Origin of the sequence: Crassaminicella indica, from assembly GCF_019203185.1 — a bacterium.
GTDB classification, from domain to species: Bacteria; Bacillota; Clostridia; order Peptostreptococcales; family Thermotaleaceae; genus Crassaminicella; species Crassaminicella indica.
The window spans coordinates 698,184-715,140 of record NZ_CP078093.1 but is presented as its reverse complement, the minus strand read 5'-3'; the positions used below and the strand labels follow the sequence as shown (position 1 = coordinate 715,140).

General features: G+C 31.9%; 14 protein-coding genes. All 14 read left to right on the top strand.

Translation table 11 applies throughout. From position 1 onward, the window contains the following. The first annotated feature begins 109 nt into the window (after positions 1-109). The gene (sleB, locus tag KVH43_RS03405) at positions 110-790 is read left to right on the top strand and encodes a spore cortex-lytic enzyme (RefSeq protein WP_218283475.1); all 681 of its coding nucleotides are present in this window, start codon (positions 110-112) and stop codon (positions 788-790) included. 13 nt (positions 791-803) lie between these two features. Next, on the top strand, positions 804-2,168 hold the full coding sequence (gene ypeB / locus KVH43_RS03400) for a germination protein YpeB (RefSeq protein ID WP_218283474.1): 1,365 nt from the start codon (positions 804-806) through the stop codon (positions 2,166-2,168). A gap of 126 nt (positions 2,169-2,294) precedes the next feature. Continuing rightward, positions 2,295-3,368, top strand: coding sequence for a D-alanine--D-alanine ligase (locus KVH43_RS03395; protein ID WP_218283473.1), 1,074 nt, complete (start codon positions 2,295-2,297; stop codon positions 3,366-3,368). A 15-nt stretch (positions 3,369-3,383) separates the two neighbouring features. Beyond that, positions 3,384-3,800 (top strand): YwiB family protein, encoded by a 417-nt coding sequence (locus KVH43_RS03390; protein WP_218283472.1) that lies wholly within the window; start codon positions 3,384-3,386, stop codon positions 3,798-3,800. A gap of 23 nt (positions 3,801-3,823) precedes the next feature. Next, a complete protein-coding gene (locus KVH43_RS03385; protein WP_218283471.1) occupies positions 3,824-4,606 on the top strand; it encodes a DALR anticodon-binding domain-containing protein in 783 nt (260 codons plus the stop codon). Positions 4,607-4,698: 92 nt separating this feature from the next. Beyond that, on the top strand, positions 4,699-6,102 hold the full coding sequence (locus KVH43_RS03380) for a sigma-54 interaction domain-containing protein (RefSeq protein WP_218283470.1): 1,404 nt from the start codon (positions 4,699-4,701) through the stop codon (positions 6,100-6,102). Between the two features lie 269 nt (positions 6,103-6,371). Next, a complete protein-coding gene (gene kdd, locus KVH43_RS03375; protein ID WP_218283469.1) occupies positions 6,372-7,409 on the top strand; it encodes an L-erythro-3,5-diaminohexanoate dehydrogenase in 1,038 nt (345 codons plus the stop codon). Between the two features lie 99 nt (positions 7,410-7,508). Next, positions 7,509-8,762 carry a lysine 2,3-aminomutase gene (kamA, locus tag KVH43_RS03370; RefSeq protein WP_218283468.1) on the top strand — a complete coding sequence of 418 codons (1,254 nt, stop codon included), beginning with the start codon at positions 7,509-7,511 and terminating at the stop codon, positions 8,760-8,762. Between the two features lie 74 nt (positions 8,763-8,836). Then, positions 8,837-9,871, top strand: coding sequence for a lysine 5,6-aminomutase reactivase subunit KamB (kamB, locus tag KVH43_RS03365; RefSeq protein WP_218283467.1), 1,035 nt, complete (start codon positions 8,837-8,839; stop codon positions 9,869-9,871). A gap of 2 nt (positions 9,872-9,873) precedes the next feature. Beyond that, entirely contained in the window at positions 9,874-11,505 is a 1,632-nt protein-coding gene (gene kamC, locus KVH43_RS03360; protein WP_218283466.1) for a lysine 5,6-aminomutase reactivase ATPase KamC, read from the top strand. 73 nt (positions 11,506-11,578) lie between these two features. After that, positions 11,579-13,135 (top strand): lysine 5,6-aminomutase subunit alpha, encoded by a 1,557-nt coding sequence (gene kamD / locus KVH43_RS03355; protein WP_218283465.1) that lies wholly within the window; start codon positions 11,579-11,581, stop codon positions 13,133-13,135. Then, positions 13,135-13,905, top strand: a complete 771-nt coding sequence (kamE, locus tag KVH43_RS03350; RefSeq protein ID WP_218283464.1) for a lysine 5,6-aminomutase subunit beta — start codon at positions 13,135-13,137, stop codon at positions 13,903-13,905. Before kamD ends, kamE begins: the two co-directional genes overlap by 1 nt. A gap of 264 nt (positions 13,906-14,169) precedes the next feature. Beyond that, positions 14,170-15,174, top strand: coding sequence for an Rpn family recombination-promoting nuclease/putative transposase (locus tag KVH43_RS03345; protein ID WP_218283456.1), 1,005 nt, complete (start codon positions 14,170-14,172; stop codon positions 15,172-15,174). A 529-nt stretch (positions 15,175-15,703) separates the two neighbouring features. Continuing rightward, positions 15,704-16,720, top strand: a complete 1,017-nt coding sequence (locus KVH43_RS03340; protein ID WP_218283463.1) for an Rpn family recombination-promoting nuclease/putative transposase — start codon at positions 15,704-15,706, stop codon at positions 16,718-16,720. Positions 16,721-16,957: the final 237 nt, after the last annotated feature.

Genomic DNA, 16,957 nt, shown 5'->3' with positions numbered 1-16,957 from the left:
ATGGATCTTTCATTTTTTTATCCAAAATAATCCATAATCTCCAATGTGGAATAATTGCTATCAACCTTACAAAAAATAATAAAGAATTAAATGTGAAAGGAGGATAAAATTGAAAAAAATTATTTTGGTGATAATCATCTGCCTATGCTTTGTTATTATTTTTGACGTAGGTATTGCACAAGGAACATTATACTGGGGTTCTAGTGGGCCTGAAGTAAAAACGCTCCAAACAAAGCTGAAGAATTGGGGGTATTATGATGGCCCTATAGATGGTGTATTTGGTGGAGGAACCTTTACAGCAGTAAAAGAATTTCAAAGAAAAAATGGATTGACTGTTGATGGGGTAGTAGGGCCTCGAACAGCAGAAAAATTAGGTATGAGTATAAAAGGAAATGTAAATAAGACAGATTATAAAGCTAGCAGTGGAGGAATGCCGAGAAATGATGAAGTAATATTGCTGGCAAAGGCAATCACAGGAGAAGCAAGAGGAGAGCCTTACATAGGTCAGGTAGCTGTGGGGGCTGTTATTTTAAATAGGACGAGACATCCTTCTTTTCCTAACACTATTGCAGGGGTGATTTATCAACCTGGAGCATTTACAGCAGTAAGTGATGGACAAATAAATCTACCCCCTGAGGATAGCTGTGTAAAAGCAGCTCAAGATGCATTAAATGGATGGGATCCAACAGGAGGATGCTTGTATTATTGGAATCCTGCTACAGCTACAAGTAAATGGATTTGGTCGAGAAAAGTAGTTAAAAAAATAGGCAAGCATTGGTTCGGAAATTAAGGAGGTGAAATATTTGAAAAAAAATGCTTTGATAATGATACTTGCTTTAGCTTTAGTAGGAACTGGGATATGGGGATATAATCAATATAAGGAAAAGAATGATTATTATACATTTTTAGATAATCAATTTCAAAGAATGTATTATGATTTAATGGGAAGCGTAGAGACTATTACTACAGATTTATCAAAGTTAATGGTATCTAGCCAAAAAAAAGAAAATGTTTTATTATATTCGAACATATGGCAAAATGCATATAATGCCCAAGAAAAATTGTCCCAGCTGCCAATAAAGCATGCAGAGATTACAAAAACGGAAAAGTTTCTCAATCAATTAGGGGACTATACCTTTGCCATGTACAATAGAAGCATGGATAAGGAAGCCTTAGGAGAAAAGGAAATTGATAATTTGGAAAAGCTTCATAATTATGCTTTAGAATTATCAAAAGACCTTCAAGACCTTCATAAGAGTGCATTAAAAGATACTGTATGGAAGGGAGAACTAAGAAGAAAAGGAAGTAAAAAGTTAAACAAAGAAGCAGAGAAGGAAAATCCAATACAGTTGAAATTTAATAAATTTGAAGAAAGAATGGTAGAATATCCAGAGCTGATTTATGACGGTCCTTTTTCAGAGCATGTAATAGCAGGAATGAGACCAAGACTAAAAGGAGAAAAGATCACTCAGAAGGAAGCTGAGAAAAAGGTCATATCATTTTTGGGTGGAGGTAAAATAGAAAAGGTAGAAAAAATTACAAATGGGCAAGGGAGAATAGATACCTATAGCTTTGAAGTAATCCCCAAGAATCAAACAAAGGGTAAGAAAAATCCTATATATATTGATATCACACAGAGGAATGGATATGTAGCATGGCTTCTTAATAATCGAGAAGTAAAAAAAGAGAAGCTTTCTCCTAAACAAGCATTAGAATATGCATCAAAGTTTTTAGAGGATAAGAATTTTAAAAATATGATTCCTACTTATACACTTAAATATGATGGTGTTATGCTTATCAATTATGCATACAAGCAGGATAATGTAATTATGTATCCAGATTTAATAAAAGTAAAAATCGCTTTAGATAATGGAGAGGTTGTAGGGTTTGATGCAACACATTTTTTAACAACTAATTATAAAAGAAATATCAAAAAACCTAAAATAACTCCAAAAGAAGCAAGAGAAAAAATATCTTTAAGAGCAAAGGTTGAAGAAAATCCACAGCTTTGCATTATTCCAACTAGCAGCTTTGGAGAAATTTATTGTTATGAATTTGAAGCAAGCTATAAAGGAGATAAATTTTTAATATACATTAATGCCAATACAGGAGAAGAAGAAAAAATTCTCAAACTCATTAAAAATGAAAATGGAACATTGATGATTTAACATTTTCACCCCCCTCTTTGACCTTTATGACGGTTTATAAATCAAAAATAATTTGATTAATAAATCGCATAAGTATAGAATATTAATTAATTAAAAAATGATGAAATTGAGGGGGTTTTTTTTATAATGGCTGATAAAATAAATGTAGCTGTTGTATTCGGTGGTAGATCAGGAGAACATGAAGTATCCCTTATGTCTGCAACTTCAGTGATGAAAGCTATAGATAAAGATAAATACAATATCATTCCTATAGGCATTACAAAGGAAGGACAGTGGATTATATATAATGGATCTATTGAAAAGATAGAAACAGGAGAATGGGAGGAAATAGCTAAAAGAGAATGTAAAGAAAATTCTAGTGTTGCTATTATTCCATTAAATGAAGCTGTGAAGAAGCTTTCTGGTATGGTAGATGTAGTTTTTCCTGTGCTTCACGGACCTTTTGGAGAAGACGGGACTATTCAGGGACTACTAGAAATGGCAGATATTCCTTATGTAGGAGCAGGAGTATTAGCTTCTTCAATAGGAATGGATAAGGTATATACAAAAAAGATTTTTGAACATGAAGGATTACCTGTAGGAAAATATATGCTAATAATGAGAAATCAGTTTAATAAAGCTTTACAAAAAACTATAGCTGCTATTGAAAAAGAATTTGAGTATCCTATTTTTTTAAAGCCTGCAAATTTAGGCTCTAGTGTAGGCATAACAAAAGCACATAATCGAGAAGAATTAATAAAAGGAATTGAGTTAGCGTCAGAGCATGATAGGAAAATATTAGTAGAAGAATTTATAAATGGAAGAGAAATAGAGTGTGCTGTTCTTGGAAATGATGACCCTAAAGCATCTGTTGTGGGTGAAATTTTACCTTCTCATGAATTTTATGATTATAAGGCAAAATATTTTGATGATGGAAAGTCAAAAATAGTCATACCTGCAAATATTCCTCAAGAAAAAGCAGCAGAAATTAGAGAAATGGCAGTAAAGGCTTATAAGGCAATAGATTGTTCAGGTCTTGCAAGAGTTGACTTTTTTTTAGAGAAAGATACAATGAAAGTATATATCAATGAAGTGAATACAATGCCTGGCTTTACAAAATATAGTATGTATCCTTTATTGTGGGAACAAACAGGAATAGCTTATGGAAGGTTGATTGATCGATTAATTACATTTGCACTAGAAAGATATAAAGATCGATAAGGATGAGGTGTACAAATGAAGAATATTATGTTGAAAATAGAAGGTATGCAAATAGGTATGGACGGAGAAGAAAATACTATTGAATTAGTAACAGAAGGAAAGCTTTATGAAAAAGGAAATACTTTATACCTAGTATATGAGGAATCTGAAATTTCTGGAATGGCAGGATGTACTACCACAGTTAAAATATCTAAGGATAAAATATCAATGAAAAGATTTGGCACAGCCAAGTCAGAAATAGTTTTTGAAAAGGGTAAAAGATATAACTCAAATTACCATACACCTTATGGAACATTTGATATGGAAGTATTGACGAAGGATATGACGTATACAATTACGGATGAATATAAAGGAGATATTCGCATAGAATATTTTTTGAACCTTCAAGGAATGGCAGAAACTACAAATGAATTGCGTATAAAGATAATGTAGAAGATAGAAAGAGTTGTATACAAATGGAAAAAACTATTGAAAACGAACTGAAAAAAATAATACAAAAAATATTAGAAGATATTTTTGAGTATAAAATTCCTATAGCATCTATTGAAGTAGAAGTGCCGAAAAAGGATGAACATGGTGATTATACAACTAATATAGCTTTAAAATTATCAAAAACATTTAAAAGGAATCCTATGGATTTAAGCTGTGAGCTGACAAAAGAAATAGAGAATAGACATGATTTTTTTGAAAAGATCGAAATACTCCCGCCGGGTTTTATAAATTTCTTTTTAAAGCCGAAGGCTTTATTAGATTATTTAGATTTTTACTTAGCATATAAAATAAATTCAAATAAAATGCTTTTAAATAATTTGCTTCAAAAATATTCCTCAACTCAAATAGTTGAGCTTTATGGTTTAGAAAAAATAGAATCCGTACAGTATGTACACAGTAGAGCTTGCTCTATTATCAAAATATTTCAAGAAGAAGGGATAGCTGTACAACAGCTTCAAAAAGAAAATTTTCATATAGAGTTAAATTATTTTGAAAAAAATATTATAAAAAAAATGATGAATTATCCAAAGGTAATAAAAAGGTCTATTACTTCAGAAAATATAGAAGAGCTTATACAATATATGTTCGAGCTTAGTGAATTTTTTTATAAATTTCATGAAAAAATTCTTTTTAGAAAGCTTGACAAACAACACTTGTATGTTATTCTGAAGATAATTGATCATATAAAAATTATCATAAAGGACTTATTAAATATTTTTTCTATAGATGCACCAGAAAAAATGTAAAGAATAAAAGCAGCGAAAGCTGCCTTTGTTTTGAAGCAAGTGACGAAATTTCGGCACTTAATGACGAAAAATTGGCATTAGGAGGTGGGAAAATGGAAATGATTTTTACACAAAAAAATGTCGAAAAAATATTAGATCATGTAGAGGAAGGTATACAGATTATTGATGGAAGAGGACGAATTGTTTACTTTAACAAAGCAGCAGCAGAGCATGAAGAGATCAAAAGGGAAGAGGCGGTAGGGAAGCATATTTTAGATATTTATCCTTCTTTAGACCCAGAAACAAGTACATTGCTTCGTGCTATAGAAAAAGGAGTTCCTACCTTTGACATACAGCAAACCTTTTTAAATTATAAAGGAAAAAAGATTACAACTATAAATTCGTCCTTTCCTATAAAAGCAAAGGGTAAAATTATTGGAGCTATTGAAATATCTAGGAATATTACAGATGTAAAAGAATTGTCAGAAAAGGTTGTAGCTCTGCAAGAACAATTAATAGACAAGAAAAAAGGCAAAAAAAGCAATAAAAATGGAGATTCTGCCCAATTTACATTTTTCGATATAATAGGAAGAAGCAAAGAAATGGTGAAAGTAAAGGGACTTGCAATGAAAGCTGCTCAAACAGCTTCTCCAGTCCTTATATATGGAGAAACAGGAACGGGAAAAGAATTATTTGTACATGCTATTCATACTGCTAGCTGTAGAAGGGATAAGCCTTTTATTGCGCAAAACTGTGGAGCGCTACCAGCTGCACTATTAGAAAGCATACTATTTGGAACTGTAAAGGGAAGCTTTACAGGAGCTGATAATCGTGCAGGTTTATTTGAATTGGCAAATGGAGGGACACTGTTTTTAGATGAAATCAATTCTATGCCAATAGAACTTCAGGTTAAGCTTTTAAGAGTACTTCAGGATGGGAGAATAAGAAGAGTTGGGGATAGCAAAACAAGACAGGTAGATGTAAGGATTATAGCAGCTAGCAATGAAGATCCTTTAAGTGCAGTTGAGAACAAAAGATTGAGGCGAGATCTTTACTATCGTTTAAACGTTATATCATTGAAATTACCAGAGCTTAAAGATAGAAAAGGAGATATACCAATACTTACAAAGCATTTTGTTGATAAATTTAATAATAAATTGAACAAGGAAGTATTAAAGGTATCTGATGAAGTGCTGGAGGTATTTGAAAACTATGATTGGCCAGGAAATGTAAGAGAATTAGAGCATGTTATTGAAGGAACGATGAATTTGATGGATGGAAATATTATTACAATAGATTGTTTGCCGATGTACTTTGAGAAAATCACTAAAAGAAGCTTAAAGAAAGAGATAGATATAAAAAATGTTCCATTAAATGAAGCTCTTAAAAGTCTTGAAATAGAAATGATTAAAAATGCTTTACGAGAAGGAGATGGGAATATAAGTCATGCAGCTGACAGCTTGAAGATCCCAAGACAAACTCTTCAGTATAAAATCAAGAAATATAAACTGCAATAATTAGACAAGATGCCGAAATTTTGGCACATAAAATGACAAACTTTGATAAAATATAATATTTTTTTACAAAAAACAGAAAACCTTTTCCTTATATAAAAAACATAAAGGCCTCTAAGAACAAGGAAAATACTGGCTTTTATGTTTTGTTTTTATTTTTTTTGTTAAAATAAAAACAAACTTGGCACAGTACTTGCTTTTATATTATGGCGTATGCACTAAGGCAGTAAAAAATAAAATTACTTATAAAAAATTTTAAGGGGGAACTTAAAATGAAAAAAGGATGTCCTTATGGAACACACAGAGTGATTGAGCCAAAAGGAGCTCTTCCACAACCAGCAAAAAAAATCGACAATACAATGGAAATCTATGATAACGAGATTCTAATCGATGTACAAACATTGAATGTTGACTCTGCAAGCTTTACACAAATTAAAAATCAAGCAGGCGGAGATGTAGAAAAAATCAAAGAAATAATGCTAGGAATTGTTGCTGAAAGAGGTAAGCACCAAAATCCTGTTACAGGTTCTGGTGGTATGTTAATTGGAACAGTTGAAAAAATTGGACTTGCACTTGAAGGAAAAACAGATCTTAAAGTAGGAGATAAGATCGCTACATTAGTATCTCTTTCATTAACTCCACTTAGAATAGATGAAATAGTAGCAGTAAGAAAAGATATTGACCAAGTTGATATTAAAGGAAAAGCTATTCTTTTTGAATCAGGAATATATGCAGTACTTCCAGATGATATTCCAGAGAACCTTGCATTATCAGCACTTGATGTTGCAGGAGCACCAGCACAAACTGCAAAATTAGTTAAACCAGGAGACACAGTATTAGTAATCGGTGGAGCTGGTAAATCAGGAATGCTATGCTGCTATGAAGCTAAGAGAAGAGCAGGGGTTACTGGTAAAGTAATCTGCTTAGGACATAGTGAAAGATCTTTAGAGATTGCAAAAAGAGCAAATGTTGCAGATGTTTATATTGCTGCAGATGCTACAAAGCCAGTTGAAGTAATGGAAAAAGTTAAAGAAATAACAAATGGAAAAATGGCAGATGTAACAATCAACAACGTAAATGTTCCTGATACTGAAATGACTAGTATTTTAGCGACTAAAAATGATGGAGTAATTTACTTCTTTAGTATGGCAACAAGCTTTACAAAAGCAGCACTTGGAGCTGAAGGTGTTGGTTCTGACGTAACAATGATTGTTGGAAATGGTTATACAAAGGGTCATGCAGAAGTAACTCTTCAAATCATGAGAGAAAGCAAAGAATTAAGAGAAATATACGAAGAATTATATGCGTAATAAGTATGGCTGTTTTTCAGCCATACCTATAAATAAAAGCAAAATGGAGTAAGACTTAAAAAATTAATGAGGAGATTAAACAAGGGGGTTTTTAAAAGCATGAGAAATTACAAAGAGATCGAGCTTTGGAAGGATGTAACAGAAGAGCAGTGGAATGACTGGCAATGGCAAGTAAAAAACAGAATTACAACAGTAGAAGATTTAAAAAAAGTAATAAATCTTACTGAAGAAGAAGAAGAAGGAATCAGAGAATCTCTAAAAACATTAAGAATGGGAATCACACCATACTATGCATCATTAATGGACCCAGATGATCCACATTGTCCAGTAAGAATGCAAGCAGTACCTACTCTTGCTGAAACACACAAGAGTGAAGCTGATATGGAAGACCCACTACATGAAGATACAGATTCTCCAGTACCAGGACTTACTCACAGATATCCAGACAGAGTACTTCTTTTAATCACTGACATGTGTTCTATGTACTGCCGTCACTGTACAAGAAGAAGATTTGCAGGACAAAAAGATGATGCAATGCCATTAGAAAGAATCGATAAGGCTATTGAGTACATCAGAAATACGCCACAAGTAAGAGACGTATTATTGTCAGGAGGAGATGCTCTTCTTGTAAGCGATGAAACATTAGAATACATCATCAAAAAATTAAGAGAAATCCCACACGTTGATATAGTAAGAATAGGATCAAGAACTCCTGTTGTATTACCACAAAGAATTACACCAGAGCTTGTAAATATGTTTAAAAAATATCATCCAATCTGGTTAAATACACACTTTAACCACTCAAAAGAAATGACACCAACAGCAGCAAAAGCCTGTGCAATGCTTGCAGATGCAGGTGTGCCTCTAGGAAATCAATCAGTACTTTTAAGAGGCGTAAATGACTGTGTTCATGTCATGAGAGATTTAGTACACAAGCTTGTTAAAAACAGAGTAAGACCATACTATATTTATCAATGCGACCTTTCAATGGGTATCGAACACTTCAGAACTCCAGTTTCTAAAGGAATAGAAATCATTGAAGGATTAAGAGGACATACATCAGGATATGCAGTACCAACATTTGTTGTTGACGCTCCTGGTGGTGGTGGAAAAACTCCAGTAATGCCTCAATACGTAGTTTCTCAATCTCCAAAGAGAGTAGTATTAAGAAACTTCGAAGGAGTTATTACTACTTACACTGAGCCTACTCCATACGAAGAAAAATGCAACTGTCCAGTATGCAGAGGTGAAAGAGAACATAAAATTACTGGTGTTGGAGGACTTCTACAAGGAAATCAAGTAGCACTTGAGCCAACAGACCTTGCAAGAAGAGAAAGAGGCCATCACGAGTAGAAAATAAAATTTGGTTAGTGGTTAACAGAAATACTGTTAACCCTAGCCGTTAGCATTTTCAAGGGGGAAGCTTTATGCAGTTAATGGATGCAATACAAGATAACTATAAAATCGTTTCTGTAGTAGGAATGGCAAAAAATGCTGGTAAGACAGTAACATTAAATCAATTGATTGATGAAGCAATGGAAAGAGGTATTCGAATTGGGATTACTTCTACAGGAAGGGACGGAGAAAATCAAGATCTTGTCACAAACACAGAAAAACCTATGATTTATGTAGATGAGGAAACCTTGATTGCAACTACAGAAGGAACCTTTAAATATACAGAGGCAAAGCTTGAAATATTGGAAGTAACCAATATGAGCACATCAATGGGAAAAATAGTGATTTGCAAAGCAAAAACCTCTGGATATGTACAGATTGCAGGTCCAAATACAAATCGTGAAATTAAAATAGTGTGTGATAAACTTTTAACATATGGAGCAGATTTAGTAATTGTAGATGGTGCCCTTGATCGAATTTCATCAGCTTCTCCATCTGTAACAGAAGCTACAATACTAGCTACTGGAGCAGTGTTGAGTAGAGATATGAATAAGGTCATTGAAAAAACTATGCATCAGGTACAATTGTTTTCTCTGCCTCAGGTACAAAATGACAAGATTAAAAAACTAGCAGATGCTGTTATAGAAGAAAAGGGCTACTGTATCATTGATGAAGATGATAAAATAGTGCCTATAGAGATAAAAACGGCCCTAAATGGAGGAGAAATCATAGGAAGAGCTATAAAAGACAACACAAAATATGTGGTAATTGGAGGCTCTTTAGTAACGAATACCTTGAAAAAGATTGCTGAGACAACTAGAAAATATAAAAAGGTTATCTTTATTGTAAAGGATGCTACAAAGATATTTATTGATGCAAAGGATTGGATGTTTTTCAAAAAGATTGGCATTCAAGTTGAAGTAATAGACAGAATTAAGCCATTAGCTGTAACAGTGAACCCTTATGCACCTCAAGGTTATTATTATCAACCAGAGGAATTTCTAACAGCTATGAAGAAATTTCTCGACCCTATTCCCGTTTTCGATGTAGTGTTAGGTGGTGAATAAATATGTTTTTATCTGAGAGAGTATATAAAAATCTAGAGCTTGACTATATATTTGATAGAATTAGTGTTTTTACTCCTTATGGTGAGCAAGCAAAAAAAGAGATGAAGCCGTATTTAAGAGAAGATAAAGAAAAACTTCTAGAAGAATATGACCGTATTGAAAAGGTCATTGGCATCATCAATAAGCACAGATATTCTTTAGTAGAAATGCGTACTATTTTCAAACATTTTAAAGATTTAAGAGGTTCTTTTAAAAGGATCGAAAAGGATGAAGTACTAAGTACCATTGAATTGTTTGAGATCAAAAGCTTTCTATTCTTGCTTGTAAAGCTTGATGAAATAATTGCAAAATTAAATTGGAACGTACCAAAAGATTTAAAAATCATGCCCATGCCCAGCCTAATGGATCTATTAGATCCTGAAAAAAGTGGTGTCAATACTTTTTATATATATGACGCTTATTCAAAAAAATTACAAAGTATAAGAAAAAAAATGAAAGATATTGAAAGCCACATAAAACGTTCCAAAAAAGAAGCAAGAGAAGCTTTGCAAGAAAAGCTTAATATAAGAATAAGACCTAATGGTGAAATTTCAGTCAATAAAAGTGACAAAGAGTTAATAGAAAAGCTAGAAAAATGCCCTGATCTTATCTATAGCTCAGAAACTTATATGAATATCACCTTTAAGGTAAAATTAGATGAAAGCTTAGATGAAAAGCTCAAACAAATAGATGAACTCAAGCTTCAGGAGGAGGAAGAGGAGTTCTTAGTACGTAAACAATTGACCAAAGCAATGAAAAAGCATATAGACGAATTTTACGCAAATATTAAAGCTATAGGTGGATTAGATTTAATCATTGCAAAAGGCTCACTAGCAGTTGGCTTTGATGGGGTAAAACCAAAGGTTGTAGATGAAGATATGCTTTCTATTGTAGATGGAAGACATATTAAAGTAGCTAACACTCTTCGAAAACAGGGAAAAACCTTTACACCTATTTCAGTAAACCTAAAGAGAGGGGTAACCTGTATTACAGGAGCAAATATGGGAGGAAAAACTATTTCTCTTAAATTAATAGGAGTACTTAGTGCTATGGCACAGTTTGGACTTTTTGTTCCTGCAAAAGAGATGACCTTCTCATTAAAGGATTATATTTTCTTCTCTTTAGGAGATTTACAATCAACTGATATGGGACTTAGTACCTTTGGTGCAGAAATATTAGAAATTAAAAAAATTATAAACAGAGCTAATGAAAAAGGAATTATATTAATAGATGAATTGGCAAGAGGAACTAATCCTTCTGAAGGCTTTGCTATATCTAAAGCACTCATAAATTTTTTAAAGAATAAAGATACCATCACGATTATCACAACACATTTTGATGGCTTGACAGATGATGAGGCTGTTCATCATTTACAGGTAAAGGGTCTTGAAGGAATAGACTATAAAAAGCTAAAGGATGAAATAGATAAAGAGTGTGAAATAGGCATAGAAGCTGTACACAAATATATGGATTACAGATTGATTGAAGTTAAAAACAAAAATAAAGTTCCAAAAGATGCAATCAATATTGCAAGATTGATGGGACTACAGGAAGAATTATTAAAAGATGCAGAAAAGTATCTTGAAACCTGTTAGTGGTTAGCCGTTAGTATTTTATATGGTTAACTACTAAGGGCTAACTGCTAACTATAAAAAAGGAGGAAAAATAATGCAAAGCAAGTTAAATCTAGACCAAAGCATTATTGCTAAAGCAAGAAATTCTGCTAAAAAAATTGCGGCAGATACACAAGCATTTATTGATAGACATACAACAGTAGCAGTAGAAAGAACTGTTGCTAGACTTTTAGGAATAGATGGTATTGATGAAATAGAAAAACCACTACCAAACGTAATTGTTGACAACATTAAAGAAGGTGGCGGATTAGGATTAGGAGCAGCTTACTGGATAGGAAATGCAATGATCCATACTGGAAAAACACCACAGGAAATTGCTGAAATGGTTTCAAGAGGAGAATTAGATATTACAAAGGTTCCAGTAGCAGATGATGAAAAAATCAAAGAAAAAGTAAAAGCTTTAGCAGAAGAAATGGTAGAAAGAATCAAAAAAAATAGAGAAGAAAGAGATGAATTCTTAAATACATTAGGAGAAGGGCCAAGACCTTACCTATATGTAATCGTTGCAACAGGTAATATCTACGAGGATGTATTACAAGCACAAGCTGCTGCAAGACAAGGAGCAGATATTATTGCTGTAATCAGAACAACAGGTCAAAGTTTACTTGACTATGTACCATATGGGCCGACTACAGAAGGTTTTGGTGGTACCTACGCAACACAAGAAAACTTCAGAATCATGAGAAAAGCATTAGACGAAGTTGGTCAAGAAATAGGAAAATACATTAGATTATGTAACTACTGTTCAGGATTATGTATGCCAGAAATTGCAGCTATGGGTGCAATGGAAAGACTTGATGTAATGCTTAATGATGCATTGTATGGAATTCTTTTTAGAGATATCAATATCCAAAGAACATTAATAGACCAATACTTCTCAAGAATAATCAATGGTTACGCAGGTGTTATTATAAATACTGGAGAAGATAACTACTTAACAACTGCTGATGCAGTAGAAGAAGCACATACAGTACTTGCTTCTCAGTTTATCAATGAACAATTTGCATTACTTGCAGGACTTCCAGAAGAACAAATGGGACTTGGTCATGCCTTTGAAATGAATCCAGATATTACAAATGGATTTTTATATGAATTAGCACAAGCACAAATGGCAAGAGAGATATTCCCAAATGCGCCACTTAAATATATGCCACCAACAAAATTCATGACAGGAAACATTTACAAAGGACATATTCAAGACGCATTATTTAATATGGTAGCTATAATGACTAATCAAAGTCTTCAATTATTAGGAATGCTTACAGAAGCAATCCATACACCACTTCTTCAAGATAGAGCATTATCTATTGAAAACGCTAAATATATATTCAACAATGCTCGTGATATTTCTGGCGAAATAGAATTTAAAGAGGGCGGAATCATTCAACAAAGAGCACAATTTGTATTAGCAGAAGCTGCAAAAATGCTAGAACAAATTGAAAAGGAAGGATTATTTGAGACAATTGCACAAGGTAAATTTGCTGGTGTAAAAAGAGCTATGGATGGAGGAAAAGGTCTTGAAGGCGTTACTCAAAAGGATGAGAAATACTTCAACCCATTTGTTGAATTAATGCTAGGAGGTGCAAGATAATGTCAACAAACCAATTAGATCTAACAAAAATTAAACCATATGGAGATACAATGAATGATGGAGTGGTACAACTATGCTTTACGCTACCAGTACCATGTGGAGAAGAAGCAAAAGAAGCTGCTAGACGTCTTGCTGCTAAAATGGGACTTGAAGAGCCATCTGTAGTACATGCAGAAGACCTCGGTGTAGGATATACGATGTTTGTAATGTATGGAAAATGCTCTCATACAGTAGACTTCACATCTATTGAAGTACCAAAAGTAGAAGTAGAGTCCTTTGGACAAGAAGGAGTAGAAGAATATATCAAAGAAAATATCAAGAGAAAAGTTGTTATTGTTGGTGCTTGTACAGGTACAGATGCTCATACAGTAGGAATCGATGCTATAATGAACATGAAGGGCTACAACCACCACTTTGGACTTGAAAGATATAAAGGTGTTGAAGCATATAACCTTGGAAGCCAAGTACCAAATGAAGAATTTATCGCAAAGGCTATTGAATTAAATGCAGATGTTTTATTAGTATCTCAAGTTGTTACACAAAAGGATGTACACATTAAAAACCTTACTAATTTAGTAGAATTAGTTGAAGCAGAAGGAATTCGTGATAAAGTTATATTAATTTGTGGAGGACCTAGAATCAGTCACGAGCTTGCAAAAGAATTAGGCTTTGATGCAGGTTTTGGTTCAGGAACATATGCAGATGATGTTGGAACATTTGCAGTAACAGAGATAGTAAAAAGAGGATTAGTAAATAGAGAAAAGCTTTAAAATTTAGTTTATATGTATACTCATCCCTCAATAATAGATAAAAAATACTTAAGGCCAAAGGTCTTAAGTATTTTTTTATTTTAATATAAAATACACTCTTTGTGTTCATGCTTTTATACTAACATCATATTGTTAGCAACTTCTATTGTAGTATAGGTGTTTATTTTATGGTATAGATTTATAAAGTGTATTAAATATTAAGAAGAAAACTGCGATAGGTATTGTAATAATATGATATAATGAAAATAAAAAGATGGTGTAAAAATGAAGGATAAAATCAAGCATGAACATGATATAGGATATAAGGAAATTCTTTCTCATAAGAAAACTTTTCTTGAATTTTTAAGAAGCTTTGTGAAGAAGGAATGGGTAAAATTAATAGAAGAAGACAATTTGATTTTAATAGATAAAGAATTTATATTGAAAGATTTTAAACAGGAAGAAGCAGATGTTGTTTATAAGGTAAATATAGATGGAAAAGATATCATCTTTTATGTATTATTAGAATTACAATCAAAAGTAGATTATAGAATGCCTATAAGACTACTCATGTATATGACGGAAATATGGAGAGAAGAACTAAATAATACAGAAGACAAAGTAAAAAAAAGAAAAGATTATAGATTACCAGCGATTGTACCAATTGTTTTATATAATGGAAAAAACAAATGGACAGCAGTAAGAAATTTTAAAGAAGTTTTGAACGGATATGAGTTATTTGAAGAAAATATTATAGATTTTCGATATATGCTTTTTGATGTAAACAGAATGAAGGAAGAGGAACTGTTAGAGATTGCGAACCTAGTAAGTTCAATATTTTTACTAGATCAAGATGTAGCAATAGAAGAAATACTAAAAAGACTAAAGCTAATAGGTAGAATTCTTGGGAAAAAAGGAACAAAAGAGCAAATACAAGTGTTTAATAGATGGATAATAAATATATTCAAAAATAGATTTGATGAAAAAATAGGAGAACATATATATAAGGCATTAGAAGAAACTAATCATATGGAGGTGGAGAAAATGATTAGCAATCTAGGAAGAAAGATTGAAGAAGAATTCAAGCTTAGAGAAGAAAAAGGGATACAAAAAGGAATGCAAGAAGGTATACAAAAAGGAATGCAAGAAGGTATGAAAAAAGGGCAAATACAAGAACGTAGAGGGATTGCAAAAAATTTATTATTAATGGGAATAGATATACCTACTATTATTAAAGCAACAGGATTAACTAATGATGATATAAAAAAAATAAAATCAGAAATGAATTAAGATTGATGATAAAAATTTTTGTTTAGAATGAAAAAATAGAATAAGTTGTAAAGATATACTTTAAATAAGTATTATACAAAAAATAAAAATCCGAGGATGATTTACTATTATATGTCCTTGGATTATTTTTATGTATTCAATTTGTATGTCTTTTAGGAGATATTGCTTCTGCTATGTTGTGGGTTACCTAAACAGCTGTTTTTTTCTTTTTTTGAGCATAATTCTGATGATGTCAGCTACGGCAAGTTGAGTTTTATAGTTTAATGCAGAAAAAGGTTCATCAAGGAGTAGTAATTCAGGTTGCTGACAAACCATTGAAAATTTTTAGCGGTTTGTCTTTTTTTAATATAAAATACACTTTTTGTGTTCATGCATTTATACTAACATCATATTGTCAGCAGCTTCTATTGTAGTAGAGGTGTTTATTTTATGGTATAGATTTATAAAAAAGTGTATTAAATATTAAGAAGAAAACTGCGATAGGTATTGTAATAATATGATATAATGAAAATAAAAAGATGGTGTAAAAATGAAGGATAAAATCAAGCATGAACATGATATAGGATATAAGGAAATTCTTTCGCATAAGAAAACTTTTCTTGAATTTTTAAGGAGCTTTGTGAAGAAGGAATGGGTAAAATTAATAGAAGAAGACAATTTGATTTTAATAGATAAAGAATTTATATTGAAAGATTTTAAACAAGAAGAAGCAGATGTTGTTTATAAGGTAAATATAGATGGAAAAGATATCATCTTTTATGTATTATTAGAATTACAATCAAAAGTAGATTATAGAATGCCTATAAGACTACTCATGTATATGACGGAAATATGGAGAGAAGAACTAAATAATACAGAAGACAAAGTAAAAAAAAGAAAAGATTATAGATTACCAGCGATTGTACCAATTGTTTTATATAATGGAAAAAACAAATGGACAGCAGTAAGAAATTTTAAAGAAGTTTTGAACGGATATGAGTTATTTGAAGAAAATATTATAGATTTTCGATATATGCTTTTTGATGTAAACAGAATGAAGGAAGAGGAACTGTTAGAGATTGCGAATCTAGTAAGTTCAATATTTTTACTAGATCAAGATGTAGCAATAGAAGAAATACTAAAAAGACTAAAGCTAATAGGCAGAATTCTTGGGAAAAAAGGAACAAAAGAGCAAATACAAGTGTTTAATAGATGGATAATGAATATATTCAAAAATAGATTTGATGAGAAAATAGGAGAACATATATATAAGGCATTAGAAGAAACTAATCATATGGAGGTGGAGAAAATGATTAGCAATCTAGGAAGAAAGATTGAAGAAGAATTCAAGCTTAGAGAAGAAAAAGGGATACAAAAAGGAATGCAAGAAGGGATACAAAAAGGAATGCAAGAAGGGATACAAAAAGGTATGAAAAAAGGGCAAATACAAGAACGTAGAGGGATTGCAAAAAATTTATTATTAATGGGAATAGATATACCTACTATTATTAAAGCAACAGGATTAACTAATGATGATATAAAAAAAATAAAATCAGAAATGAACTAAGATTGATGATGAAAATTTTTGCTTAGAATGAAAATATAGAATAAGTTGTAAATATATACTTTAAATAAGTATTATACAAAAAAATAAAAATCCGAGGATGATTTACTATTATATGTCCTTGGATTATTTTTATGTATTCAATTTATCTGTCTTTTAGGAGACATTGCTTTTGCTATGTTGTGGGTTACCAAAATAGCTGTTTTTTCTTTTTTTGAGCATAATTCTAATGATGTCAGC

Coding starts and splice junctions, on each gene's coding strand:
- KVH43_RS03395 (WP_218283473.1), top strand. CDS start 2,295: ATGGCTGATAAAATAAATGTAGCTGTTGTATTCGGTGGTAGATCAGGA.
- KVH43_RS03390 (WP_218283472.1), top strand. CDS start 3,384: ATGAAGAATATTATGTTGAAAATAGAAGGTATGCAAATAGGTATGGAC.
- KVH43_RS03385 (WP_218283471.1), top strand. CDS start 3,824: ATGGAAAAAACTATTGAAAACGAACTGAAAAAAATAATACAAAAAATA.
- KVH43_RS03380 (WP_218283470.1), top strand. CDS start 4,699: ATGGAAATGATTTTTACACAAAAAAATGTCGAAAAAATATTAGATCAT.
- kdd (WP_218283469.1), top strand. CDS start 6,372: ATGAAAAAAGGATGTCCTTATGGAACACACAGAGTGATTGAGCCAAAA.
- kamA (WP_218283468.1), top strand. CDS start 7,509: ATGAGAAATTACAAAGAGATCGAGCTTTGGAAGGATGTAACAGAAGAG.
- kamB (WP_218283467.1), top strand. CDS start 8,837: ATGCAGTTAATGGATGCAATACAAGATAACTATAAAATCGTTTCTGTA.
- kamC (WP_218283466.1), top strand. CDS start 9,874: ATGTTTTTATCTGAGAGAGTATATAAAAATCTAGAGCTTGACTATATA.
- kamD (WP_218283465.1), top strand. CDS start 11,579: ATGCAAAGCAAGTTAAATCTAGACCAAAGCATTATTGCTAAAGCAAGA.
- kamE (WP_218283464.1), top strand. CDS start 13,135: ATGTCAACAAACCAATTAGATCTAACAAAAATTAAACCATATGGAGAT.
- KVH43_RS03345 (WP_218283456.1), top strand. CDS start 14,170: ATGAAGGATAAAATCAAGCATGAACATGATATAGGATATAAGGAAATT.
- KVH43_RS03340 (WP_218283463.1), top strand. CDS start 15,704: ATGAAGGATAAAATCAAGCATGAACATGATATAGGATATAAGGAAATT.